The organism is Capnocytophaga genosp. AHN8471 (assembly GCF_016806945.1).
Taxonomy (GTDB): domain Bacteria; phylum Bacteroidota; class Bacteroidia; order Flavobacteriales; family Flavobacteriaceae; genus Capnocytophaga; species Capnocytophaga periodontitidis.
Window position 1 is genome coordinate 1 of record NZ_JAESPJ010000005.1, and the last position, 13,039, is coordinate 13,039.

The 13,039-nt window shown below is 39.8% G+C and carries 10 protein-coding genes; 9 read left to right on the forward strand and 1 reads right to left on the reverse strand.

Annotated elements, in window-relative coordinates; all coding sequences use genetic code 11:
• Positions 1–68: 68 nt before the first annotated feature.
• From JMN12_RS01255 to JMN12_RS01295, 9 genes are all read left to right on the forward strand, one after another.
• Positions 69–857, forward strand: coding sequence for a TatD family hydrolase (locus JMN12_RS01255; RefSeq protein WP_203136359.1), 789 nt, complete (start codon positions 69–71; stop codon positions 855–857).
• A gap of 13 nt (positions 858–870) precedes the next feature.
• The gene (locus JMN12_RS01260) at positions 871–1,752 is read left to right on the forward strand and encodes a hypothetical protein (protein WP_203136361.1); all 882 of its coding nucleotides are present in this window, start codon (positions 871–873) and stop codon (positions 1,750–1,752) included.
• Positions 1,725–2,831, forward strand: coding sequence for a beta-ketoacyl synthase N-terminal-like domain-containing protein (locus JMN12_RS01265; protein WP_203136363.1), 1,107 nt, complete (start codon positions 1,725–1,727; stop codon positions 2,829–2,831). Before JMN12_RS01260 ends, JMN12_RS01265 begins: the two co-directional genes overlap by 28 nt.
• A gap of 572 nt (positions 2,832–3,403) precedes the next feature.
• A complete protein-coding gene (locus tag JMN12_RS01270) occupies positions 3,404–3,640 on the forward strand; it encodes an acyl carrier protein (protein ID WP_002680600.1) in 237 nt (78 codons plus the stop codon).
• A gap of 96 nt (positions 3,641–3,736) precedes the next feature.
• Entirely contained in the window at positions 3,737–4,984 is a 1,248-nt protein-coding gene (gene fabF, locus JMN12_RS01275; protein ID WP_009412422.1) for a beta-ketoacyl-ACP synthase II, read from the forward strand.
• A gap of 7 nt (positions 4,985–4,991) precedes the next feature.
• A complete protein-coding gene (rnc, locus tag JMN12_RS01280; RefSeq protein ID WP_009412423.1) occupies positions 4,992–5,750 on the forward strand; it encodes a ribonuclease III in 759 nt (252 codons plus the stop codon).
• A complete protein-coding gene (locus tag JMN12_RS01285) occupies positions 5,747–6,238 on the forward strand; it encodes a metallophosphoesterase family protein (RefSeq protein WP_009412424.1) in 492 nt (163 codons plus the stop codon). Before rnc ends, JMN12_RS01285 begins: the two co-directional genes overlap by 4 nt.
• Before the next feature lie 50 nt (positions 6,239–6,288).
• A complete protein-coding gene (locus tag JMN12_RS01290) occupies positions 6,289–8,013 on the forward strand; it encodes a hypothetical protein (RefSeq protein ID WP_203080485.1) in 1,725 nt (574 codons plus the stop codon).
• A gap of 75 nt (positions 8,014–8,088) precedes the next feature.
• Positions 8,089–10,524: a DUF6493 family protein gene (locus JMN12_RS01295; protein ID WP_203136366.1), complete on the forward strand. Its 2,436-nt coding sequence runs from the start codon at positions 8,089–8,091 to the stop codon at positions 10,522–10,524.
• 294 nt (positions 10,525–10,818) lie between these two features.
• Here the strand turns inward: JMN12_RS01295 and JMN12_RS01300 are convergent, their stop codons facing one another.
• Positions 10,819–12,999, reverse strand: coding sequence for a hypothetical protein (locus JMN12_RS01300; RefSeq protein WP_238423778.1), 2,181 nt, complete (start codon positions 12,997–12,999; stop codon positions 10,819–10,821).
• Between the last annotated feature and the right edge of the window lie 40 nt (positions 13,000–13,039).

Consider the following 13,039-nt stretch of genomic DNA (forward strand, 5'->3'; position numbering starts at 1 on the left):
TTTTTTGATTGTACCGAAGCTGAAATAAAAAAGTTCAGACAATAAAATAACTATACCCCTAACAACTAATGATAGACATAGGCATAAATCTCACTAATAAGCAATTCGCAGGTGAGTACGACAAAATTATAGACCGCGCCATAGAGGCAGAAGTAGATACAATACTTCTTACAGGAACAAGCGTGCGTAGCAGTAATGAGGCTTTAGCGTTAGCCAAAAAATACCCCAAAAGACTTTACGCTACCGCTGGCATTCACCCTCACGACGCCAAAACGATGAACGCCGAGAGCATCAAAAACTTACAAGCGTTGCTCAACCAAAAGTATGTAGTAGCCGTAGGCGAATGTGGCTTAGATTTCGACCGCGATTTCTCACCGCGCCCCATACAAGAAGCGTGCTTTCACGCACAACTTTCTTTAGCTGAAGAAGTGCATAAACCCTTATTTCTACACGAGCGTGCAGCCTTCGTGCGTTTTACTGCCATACTCGCCGACCACAACCAATTGCCCGAAGGGGTAGTACACTGCTTTACTGGTAGTTTAAAAGAAGCAAAAACCTACTTAGATGCTGGTTATTATATAGGTTTTACGGGGGCTGTGAGCGATAGCAAACGCTTTGCTCATTTAGAAGAAGTTGTCCGTTACGTGCCTTTAGACCGTATGCTCATAGAAACCGATGCTCCTTTTATGTTGCCCAAGAACGTACCCCAAAGTCAGCTGTCACAGTATCAATCGCGTCGCAATGAACCTGCCTTTTTGCCTTATGTGGCTCAAACTATAGCTCAGTTCAAAGAGATACCGTTCAAAACAGTGGCTTCAGCAACTACTCTCAATGCGCAAACCTTATTCAAACTATAAAAACTAACAGCGAATGACCATAGTATTCTTTGCTCACGGAGGCGAAGCTTTTTTAAACGAAGTAACTTTTGCATTGCTTTCTTATTATCAGCATCACCACACTGACGAAAATAAGATTGTAATATATACTGATAATGTAGCTCATTTTCAGCAATTGCTCCCTCCCCAAATTACCTACATAAGTGTTACCCCTGCACAAATAAAACAATGGCGTGGCACTATCAACTTTGTTCACCGTGTAAAAATAGAAGTGCTACGCGATGCTTTTCAGCGCTTCCCTCAAGAAACATTCTTGTATTTAGATAGCGATGTTTATTTCAAAGAAAACATCTCTTTCTTAGAAACGAAAATCAATAAAGGTACTCCTATAATGAGTTTGAAAGAGGGAATTATCTTCAAAAGCAATCTTAGGCACTTCAAAACATTAGCTTCCTATCTAAAATCACATCAAAACACGATTGCAGTAGTGCCTCCTATCGTTGTAGCTCCTCAACAAGCGATGTACAACGCTGGGATTATAGGTCTCTCACCAAGTGATAACTTTGTGGTAGAAAGGGCTCTAACAGTTACCGATTTTCTTCACCCTTCTATTGATAACCACGTAACCGAACAGTTTGCTTTCACAGTGTTGCTCTCTCAAAAAGGAGCTATTTATGAGGCTGAACCTCATATTCATCACTATTGGTATTTCAAAGAATTTAGAGAGGTTATAACACAATTTCTACAAGAGAACAAAGAAAAGAGTTTTGAAACATTAGTAGCTCTTTCTGCAAACTATAATCCCGAATATATGGGCAGTGAAAAACTCGCTTATAAACAAATGAACTTCTGGCAAAAACTCATACAAAAAATTACTAAAGGTAGAAAATGGAAGATTATATACCCCTCAAAATAGCTATTACGGGAATGAGTACCCTCGCTGCCGAGGCTCTTACTCTTCATAACAACATACCCCAAGGAAAACTTTCTGAGGGCGACCAAATGCTCATCTCAGCACTTCAAGCCTCCAATCCGGCTTACGAACCTTTAGATACTACTGTTCTTTATGCACTACACACCGCTCGTGAAGCAGTAGCACAAGCTAATTGGCACGATTTGCGTTTTGGCATCAATATAGGCTCTTCTCGCGGAGCTACGGCCTTGTTTGAAAAGAATTATTCTCATTTTCTCGCTGAAGGCACTTGCCAAACCTTAGCCTCACCCACCACTACTTTGGGTAATATCAGCACGTGGGTAGCTCAAGATTTAGGCAATCAAGGCTTTGAACTCTCACACTCCATTACTTGCTCTACTGCCTTGCACGGTATCGCTAATGCCATTGCGTGGCTGGAAAGCGGTATGGAACAACGCTTTTTAGTGGGGGGTAGTGAAGCACCGCTTACTCCTTTTACCATAGCCCAAGTAAAAGCCCTCAAAATCTATAGCAGTCTCCCTTTGCCTTATCCTTGTCGTGCAATGGATATGACCAAAAAACAAAGCACAATGGTGCTGGGGGAGGGGGCAGGTTGTTTTTGTTTAGAAAAAGGGGAACGCACCAATGCCTTAGCTTATATTGTGGGGATAGGTTTTGCTACCGAAAAGCTCACCCATAGTGTATCCCTCTCCAAAAATGGCGATTGCCTGCAAACTTCTATGCAACGGGCTTTGGCAAGTGCCGGAAATCCTAAAATAGATGCTATAATTACCCATTGTACGGGTACTATCAAAGGCGATCAAGCTGAACTCAATGCCATAGAAGCTGTTTTTGGCGACAAGAAACCACTGCTCACCAATAATAAATGGCAACACGGACATACCTATGGTGCCAGTGGAGCGCTCAACCTCGCAATGGCTGTCAGAATGTTGCAAAACAATCGTTTTGAGCCAATACCCTACCTACCAGCACCCGAATGTATCCCTGATAAATTACAACATATCTTAATCAATGCGGTTGGCTTTGGCGGAAATGGAATAAGTGTAGTCGTGAGTCGTTAGAAAATTTTTCTGTTGAACTTCCCTTATGCATCCCCACACTTTGGCAAAGTTGATTACTCTAATAATACGTGAGTTCGATATAACAGAACATTGATTTACAGTTTTGTAACATAATATATTCACAAAATAATTCACCGTCAGGTGAAAATTCGTGAGATAATAAAAAATAAAGACTTTTATGTACTCCCAATTTCGTGAAAATTCGTGTAATTCGTGGGAGATTAAAAAATATTTTACTGATTGTTAAATAATTACTTACGCCGAACTCACGTTAATAATCAATCATTTTTGAATTATATTATGTAGGAAAGCCAGCGATAGCTGGGTATGTGCTGCAAACGCCCCCGCAACAAACACCCATACAACTAAAAACAGTAAAATACCGCGTAATAGCTAAATTTTCCTCTACACCCCATCTTTTAACCTCTATTATATAATTAATTATAAATGAGTAGTTTAAAAATTTTAAATGCAAAAAAACTACAATATTTATCAGAAAAAGATTGTGTTTCAAAAAAAATGTTATACTTTTGCCGGCAGTAATTATTATTAAATTATAAAAAAAGAAAATTATGTCAGACATTGCATCAAGAGTTAAAGCCATTATCGTTGATAAATTAGGCGTAGACGAAAATGAAGTTACTGCAGAAGCAAGCTTCACTAACGACTTAGGAGCTGATTCATTAGACACTGTTGAATTGATTATGGAATTCGAAAAAGAATTTGATATTCAAATCCCAGATGACCAAGCTGAAAACATTGCAACTGTTGGTCAAGCAGTAAAATATATTGAAGACGCTAAACAATAATTGGCTCATAGGCAGTAGGCTATCAGCATATCACAGTTGGTAGCTTACTGCCTAATTGTTTTTTAAAACCTAAATGCTAAAAACTTAAAAAACTATATGGAGAAAAGACGTGTTGTAGTTACAGGTATAGGGGCTCTTACCCCTATTGGAAATACCGCCCCAGAGTTTTGGGAAGGTCTTGTCGCTGGTAAAAGCGGCGCTGCGCCTATTACCCATTTCGATGCTTCTAAGTTCAAAACTCAGTTTGCTTGTGAAGTTAAAAACTTTAATATCGAGGATTTTATGGACAAAAAAGAAGCCCGTAAACTCGATAAGTTTGCACAATATGCCTTAGTAGCTTCCGATGAAGCAATCAAAGATGCCCACCTCGATGTTGATACACTCGATAAAGACCGCATTGGCGTGATTTGGGGCTCTGGCATAGGTGGTTTGGAAACCTTCCAAAACGAGGTAACCAACTTCAATCAAGGCGATGGAACTCCTCGCTTCAACCCTTTCTTTATCCCTAAAATGATAGCCGATATCGCCGCTGGCGTAATTTCTATACGCTACGGCTTTAGAGGTCCTAACTTTACTACTGTATCAGCTTGTGCTTCAGCTGCTAACGCTATGATTGATGCCCTTAACTACATCCGTTTAGGCTATGCCGATATGATGGTATCAGGAGGCTCCGAAGCAGCTGTAACTATTGCTGGTATTGGTGGTTTCAACGCTTTGCACGCACTTTCTACTTTCAACGAAAATCCAGCCAAAGCCTCTCGTCCATTCGATGCCAATCGCGATGGTTTTGTATTAGGCGAAGGAGCAGGAGCTGTAGTGCTCGAAGAGTACAACCACGCAGTAGCTCGTGGTGCTACTATCTACTGCGAATTAGCAGGTGGAGGTCTTTCGGCCGATGCTTACCATATGACGGCTCCTCACCCAGAAGGATTAGGAGCTAAAAATGTGATGATCAATTGCTTGAAAGATGCAGGAGTATCAACAAACGAAGTCGATGCTATCAATATGCACGGCACTTCTACACCACTGGGTGATGTTGCAGAATCTAAAGCTGTACTCGAAGTTTTTGGCGAACACGCTTATGATATCAATATCAACTCTACCAAGTCGATGACAGGACACTTGCTCGGTGCTGCAGGGGCAATAGAGGCAGTGGCATCTATTCTCGCTATCAAATACGGCATTGTACCACCTACAATCAACTTTGAAACCCCCGATGAAAAAATAGATCAACGCTTGAATTTCACCTTCAACAAAGCACAACACCGCGATGTAAAAGTAGCGATGAGCAACACCTTTGGTTTTGGTGGTCATAATGCGTGTTTATTATTCAAAAAGATATAAACTATAAGTGTTCTACTTAAAGAAAATATTAGCTTTTCCCCGTCTTTTTTCAAAAAAGAAAGACGGGATTTTTTATAATAAAATAAAGAATCTCTTAGGCTTTGCCCCTAAAAACTTGTCCTATTACAGCGAGGCTTTTACACATCCTTCTTACCAATTCCAGAAGGCAACGCGCAAAAGTTATGAGCGATTGGAGTTTTTGGGCGATGCCATACTTGGCGCAGTAATAGCCGATTATATTTTCACCAATGCTCCTGAACAAGATGAGGGGTACCTCACCAAAATGCGCTCTAAAATTGTAGAACGCCGCAATCTCAACCAGTTGGGTAAAGATATGGGACTCTTAGATTTTTTGCGCACCAAGCTCACCCCAAGGCAATTGGGTAACAATATCACAGGCAATCTCTTCGAGGCGCTCATAGGGGCTATTTATTTAGATAGAGGGTATAAAGCCTGTTTCCGTTTTATAGAACGCGAACTCATCTTGCCGCATATCAATATCAAAAACTTGGAAGGAAAAGTGATTAGTCACAAGAGTTTATTGATAGAATGGTGTCAAAAACACAAGTTAGACTTTGCTTTTGAAGCCGAAGAAGATATAGAAGACCGTTCTGAAATAAAATATTTTGTCGCCAAAGTACACGTACAAGGTTTTTCGGTAACGCGTGCTCGCTCTACTTCTAAGAAAAAAGCCGAAGAAATAGCCGCTAAGCGCGCTTGCTACAAAATTCAAGGCAAACAGCACCATAAATTGGACGTACAATGAAAATTCTCCTCCTATCCGACACCCATTCGTATATAGACGACCGCATCCTGCACTATGCTAATGAAGCCGATGAGATTTGGCATTGTGGTGATTTTGGTAATGTAGCAGTGATCGAAGCCCTTCAAGATGTAAAGCCCTTGCGAGGGGTCTATGGTAATATCGATGGTACCGATGTGCGTCAGTACTTTCCTAAAGTAAATAGATTTTTGTGTGAGGAAGTAGAAGTACTGATGATACATATAGGCGGTTATCCTAATAAATACACTCCCTTGGCCAAACAAGAAATTTTAGCTCACCCTCCCAAACTCTTCATTTCGGGGCATTCACATATTCTAAAAGTACAATACGACCCACAATTTCAATTGTTGCATCTCAACCCTGGAGCTGCAGGCATTTATGGCTGGCAAACAGTGCGCACTATGCTTCGTTTTGAAATTCAAGGTAAAGAAATTAAAAACTTAGAAATCATTGAGTTAGCTAAGAGATAAAAGTTCTATTATTGTAAACTCTGCTAAATAAAAAAACAACAAATACAACTATGAAAAAACACTTAACTATAGCATTTTTATTAGCGTTTTTCTCTGTTTTTGCACAGAAAATTACTGTTACAGGTACCTTTAATAAGAATTATAGAACGATAAATCTATCGGAAAATATCAAAAAAGCACTTTTTGTATTAGAAAAAGCAAATATTTATTTACCAGAACGGGGATATTTCTTAGATTTATCACCTGAGGATGCTAAAAAACTAAAAACGGAAACGATTCTCCTTATTCCTTTTAATCAAGAAATAGGAGAGAAGTATGATACTCCTCTCACTTTTGAACTGCTCCCTATTCCTAATCTCCCTGAGGTGTATTACACCAAAAGCTATTGGAAACGCTCTCCTTCTATCATTTCACAAATCAAAAGAAAGAAACCTTTTTACTATGATGAATTTAACAATAGATATGATTTTCAAAATACAGCCTATTGGATAACTGCTATTAATAATCCTCAGAAAACAAAAGTAATTTATCTTTCATCAGGAGATGGTGAATGTGGTGTTAGTGAAGTAGGATTCCAAGAAAATATCAAAAATGTACCACTCTCAACATTAGCCAAAGAAAAATTAGAACATTTAGTATATTTAACCTATGATTTAGGAACTATCCCTAAAAAAGATACTCAAAAGGATTGGCAACGGTGGTTACAACAAATCTATAATTACAAATTTACCCCTATAAAAAATACCGCCCATATAGAACCTTTGAGTAACAATATAGGTTTTGAAGAGGTATATGCTACTTTAGATACTGTAACCCAACATATTTACCTCCTACATGAATACGATATAGATGCGTTAAAGCGTTTCGATACTACTACAGGACTCGTGCAACGTGGTAAAATTTGGAGTGAATCACAACCCAATGCTCGCGACTTTGTAACTGTCTATGCCGAGAGTGATACACTCTACACTCTCAATCGTCATTTGTGTTGGGCTAAATATGTGCCTACTCTTACTGCTAACAACTCACTTTTCTACCGTGAAATTGCTTCATTGGCTCTTCCTTTTGATAAAAATTATAATATTCAACAAAGCTATAGTCATTCACATTACACTTATTTGCTATTACAACAGCAAAATACTTCTGTTTTCAAGTTGTTGTGTCTCCAAACCAAAACTGGTAAACTAATTGGTGAAACTTCTATAAACGCGCTCTTAAACAATCCTAAAAAATTAGAATACAGGCTAATATCGGATACCGATATGCAAAAAGGAGATGCTTTTGCAGTGCTTTTTAAAACAGAACAAGGAGTGTATCACCTGAAGTTTAAACAAACAAAATGTACTGAAAATGTGTATTTAGGTAATGTTTTTAGGTGGGCAACCAACTATTTGCAATGGAACAATCAACAGTATCACGCCGGTAGAGAAGAGGGCAATTTTGTGCTATATAACATAGCCTCTCCTTCGCAAACTATAGTGTTATCCGACACTGATTACAACACCGATGAATGTTTGTTTACTACTAATAACCAGCATATTGCTGTTTTTTTTGAATTTGACGAAGGTTTTTACCAAGGAGTGAAAATGCAACTCTTCAGTAAACAAACCCTTAAACCTATTGATAAACCAAAAGTACTATACCAATATTTTCCTGAAGAAGAAGTTACAAGTGCAAATAATATTCGCAATTTTAAAGCTTTTTGGAGTGCAGGCAAGTGGAATGTACTCTTTATGAAGGAAAAAGAGTTGTTTTTTTGTCGTGATAATCAGTAACTAAATTTAAATCTTCTCATTTTGAGAATAAAATAAAAAATTATATCTTTGTCCCTTAATTGATAAAATCATTTTATGGCAAAGAAAAACACAAAAACCCTTAAATTCGAGGCATTAGACAAAGAACTACAAAACTTATTATACAGCCGTGACAACTCTAAACTGATTTCAGTACTCAAAGAGGGGAAAAATCCACTACACTTAGAACAACTCAACCAGTTAGATGTGAAGAGTTGTAAAAATTTAGGTTTCCCTATACTGTGGTCGCTATATGAAAATGATTTTATCCCATTTGAGGAGGATTTTTTAATAGAAAAATTCGGAGATGCCTTATACTTATTGAACAAACATAAAGAAATAGAGTCCTTTATTCTTAAAAGACCCCGTATTGCTAAAGAAATAGGTGAAAAACTGCCTTCTTATTTCCTTGAAAAAAGAGATATTTCTGTTACAGAATATGAAAAATTACTTGATTTCGGGGCAAAAGGATTTTTCAAAGGTACCCAAGTAGTACCTAACTTCTTGGAAGCCTTACTCAGTCCTATGAAGACCTATACAGCCAATACCTATTGCCGTCTTATAGAGAGCTGCAAACCCTCTGCGGAAGAACTCCTCCCTTCTCAGTACACCCTCTTTGCTCTGCTCAGTAGCGATAAGACCTCGGTGGTGAACTTTGCTATCAAACTCATCAAGCAAATAGCTGATGAAAAAGACTTTTACTTCCAAGCCTTTGCCGATAACTTAGCCTTGTGTTTTGCTACCCCAAAAATCGCCAAATCTCAACTCATAGGTTTGGATATCTTAGAAAAGTACTACAAAAAGCAAGCTCCTATCAATCCCGACTACCGCGAGCAATTAGCGGTACTCTTCACCGTCCCCGATGCCAAACTTCAAGAAAAAGTCGCCAGTCTCCTCACCACCTATTTCAACCAAGAAGGTCTCCCCGAAGTCATCGCCCCTTACCGCGATTATCTAAAAGGCAAAGCCCAAGACCTCCTTGCAACCCTAAGTCCATTGGATTCATCCACCCCGTCAGCCTCGTCTGACAGGTCAGCCTTGTCCGAGAACACCCAAACTGCTTGCGCGGCTCGCACCCTAATCTCTATCTCCTATCCTCTAAAATCTGAAGACCTCCTCTTCCTTCTCGGCGACTGCCTCCGCGAGCCTGCAGCTCATACAATAGATGTCTTCTTGGAGGGGCTTATCACCTTGCAAGACAACTTCCCTACCGATTGGGCAAAGTCCCTTTCGCCCTATATCAAACAGCTTACCAAGCGAGTAGATAAGGAGGAAATCCCTACCGATGCCATTCTCTTGGGAGTTTTGCGTGCGCTGATAGACCGCCGTCCTTTAGCACTTGACCCTAAGTGTAGCTATACGTGGGAAGAACTCTGTAAAAAGCGCAAAAAGCTCTCCGAAAAAGAGTTTGAAGCCTATACACAGGATTATTACTTAGGCAATGCCCGCCAAGTCCTGCCGTTTCTTTTCCGCAAGGGGCAAATCGTCATTGACTTCATCCTCCAGCACTGCCACCTGCCGTTGCTCTCTACCCCTACGCACCTGCCTTTTTATATAGAAGCAAAGGTATTAGTGGATAAGCTCTTGCAATACGAAGCACAAGGCAAATCCCCCGACCTTGATGACCTCATTGTAGCTTGCAACCGATTGCTTTTCACAGAAGTTTCGGCAGTAGCCAAAGAAAAAGCGAGACAACTCAAAGGAGATTATGCCAAAGCTATTCAGTATTATTTAGGTCTTACAGATGAAATACAACTAACAGAAGACCTTTTGCCTCTTTGGACGCAAATCACTCGTATCAAGCACCCTGATAGAGAGTTCCCAGAGTTTGCTGCCACTTCAGCTAAGGATATTCTGGGGGTAGTAAAACCTTACCTGATTGGCTATGGCTGGCAGGAAAATGACGTTCATAAAAAATTTACTTTTGGATACCACACCGAGTGGGTAGGGGTAAGTTATACAGACCTAAAGAATGCCTTCCCGTATCGCTATTACAATACCAATGGTGGAAACTCGCCCATCAGTACTATTTTTGAATATAAGCTAAGTCTCAACCCTCACTACCCCGATGCGATGTTGTGTGACTATATCAGCACTTGGGTTACGGGCAACGAAGTGCGCGAAATTCGCAATATGTCAGTTCCTTTGGAAGTGCTTTTGCGCTATGACATCAGCCTACGCCACAGCGGTTGGCTTTATATAGGAACAGCTTTGCTTTTTGAGAAACGCCCATCGCGAGATTTAGCGTATGAATATATCTGTCAGGCAATCACCCGCGGAGAAGACCTCAGTTACCTCAAAACCTATCTCGCTCAGGTGCTCGCTTGCGATTTTCTCCCGATCACTCGCTTTATAGAGTTCCTCGATCGTCCCGCTCACGACCCTAAAGTAAAAGCCTTTGGAAAAGAAGTAGTGAGATTGTATTCAGAAGAAGTGAAGAAGCAAGAAAAACTACCGAAGAATCATAAGAAGTTAGTGGAATTTAGCGATTAATCTACATAAACAAATACTAATTTAACGTAGAGACTGTCTAAAAAGTTTCAGAATCGCATTTGTGTCGCTACACTTTGCCAAAGATTCCTGCCCATGCGGCTTGCACCTTTAGCAATGTGTATTTTATTGATAATCAATTATTTTTAGAGTATATTATGTAGGAAAGCTAGCGATAGCTGGGTATGTGTCCAAACACCTCCTAAAAGTAAACTTATTTATTTCCAATCTATTTTTGTTTGACTATGAAACAATTCTTTTTGTCGTGGCAAAAGTATAAAATTCATACCATAACGGCTATAGGGTGTCGTTTTTCATTTGCAAAAAAGTCTTTTGTACAGCATCTATAATCTCTTTTTTATCCCTTTCTTGTGCGAATTGCACCGCTTTTTCTTCCACTTTTATAGCCTCGTCTTTCCGGTTGGTGGCATATAATAAGCAGGCATAAGTATCGAGGTAATAAGGGTCATTCTCTCTGAAATCGCAGATAGCCTCCATCCAGCGCGTGGCTTTAGAGAGTAAGGCAGCATCATTGCGACGCGTTTCGAAGATATAATAAGCAATAGTGTTAGCCTGATTTGCCCATACATTGCCATAAGAATACCAATCGGAATAATACCCATTCTTAGGAAATACCTTGTTGATACCTTGCACAAAATTGCCTTTCCCCTGTGCGATAACTCCCTCTATATAAGGCACGTAATAATCGATAGCCGCTTGCTTGTCTTGGTCTAATAAATAGTATATATAACCCAATGCCGAAGCCATCTTTTTAGCAACTGCCTCTTCGTAAATAGGTCTAATTTCTTTAAGAGGCAGTACTTTTTCTTTTTCTAAGTCATTAATAGCCTCTTGCACAGTCGAGTCGTATGGCTCTATTTTCTTTTTAGAGCTGATATTCACGCCTTTATCAATAGCTTGGTTGTAGGCTTCAATGGCTTGGCTGAACTTCATCAGGTAGGCAATGGTTTGTAGCTTGTCTTTAGCAGTGACTTTTTTATCCTCTATCAGATAATTTCTGTAGCTATAAAGGTTTCTGACGGTCATTCTGGCAAATAAGGGGTCTAAAACTGTATCGTTTTGATGACTTGCCGCCACTCTGCGCCATTGGTAAGTCAGTTGGGCGGGGGTGGTTTTCAGTTGGTAAATAAGTTTTTTATTTTTGAAGTCGAGTGCGTAATACTCTTGCTCAAATTTTTTGCGGTCGGTAAGCAAATATAAGCTCAAATCATAGTTTTTGAGGTAGGTGTAAAAGAGCGCTTCCACTTCTTTTATAGGAGCCTGAGGGTTAGCAAATAGCTGGTCGATGTGGCGCGCTACTATGATGCTATTGAAAAGGGTAGGAGCCGTGTTTTTTCCGAAGAAATCATCGCGCTGGGCTTCGGCTATGGTACTTTCTTGATAGTAAAGCACGTGTCCCTCGTAATCTACAAAAATCACTTGGTTTTTATCAGTGGCAATACCGTGTTTTTTCAGCCACTGCTCATCGCCTTTAGAAGTGGTATAAAACTGATAAGTAAAAGGTAGTTTATCGCTTTTCTCTATCTTGTAAGATAGTTTTAGCAACTCAAACTCTTTGTCGGCTTTGGGGTTCTGCGGTTGGTGAAGGATAGCGAGCAACTGCTGAGTGGGTTTTACGCGTTGTATCGCTTTTTCAATATTCTTGCTATCGCTCACCACTAAGGTGGCGTTTATTTTTGCTTCCTCTTCTTCCTCTTTATAATCTTCGAGTATATCGTCATAATCATCGATTACACAACCCAGTTCCCTATTCGTTTTAACTTCTTTAAAAGACAGATGTTCCCAGTTCTTTACACGTGTTATCTCGTTGGGATAGAGGGGGGTAGGGATAAGCTTTTGGTATATATCAGGTCTTTTATTGCCTGTTTCCATAAGTGATAGCTCGCCTGTTGAAGCCTCATATACTCCTATAAATTGATTTCTTAAAGCACTGTTCTCTCCCAAGAAAACAACTTCTAAGGCATTGGTGTTTTTGCCTATATAAAAAGTGTTGATAGTTACCTCGCCGTTATTTTCGCGGTATTCAGCAGCAAAGCTGTTTACCAAATAGAGCTTTTCGGTACGCGGAATTTCGATATGAAGGGTATCATTAGCGAACTGGTCTTTCGCCTCCTTATACAGATGCAGATAAGTGACGCCCCCTTGTTCGTTTTCGTAGCCTACATAGATAAACAAGGTAGAAGATTCCCAAATCATTCCTTTGGGGCCTATGAATGAGAGTTGCAGCTGCTGGGAGTTGCCCTGCTGTTTGTGTAGCATAAAAGAGCGGTCGGCGTTTAGTATCACAAGGTTGCCATCGCGTCTGTAGCTACCTGAGTATTTTATCACATCGAAAGTATTATCAGCATTGAGCCGGATACTTTCTCTTTCTCTATCGTTTTTATAAATCCCGACAAGGCTATCTTGAGCATATAGCCCACTGGCAAAGAGGGTGAAAAGTAGGAGGAGGTTTTTCATAAAACAATTCTTTTTTGTTATACTAAGAGTTCAAAATTTA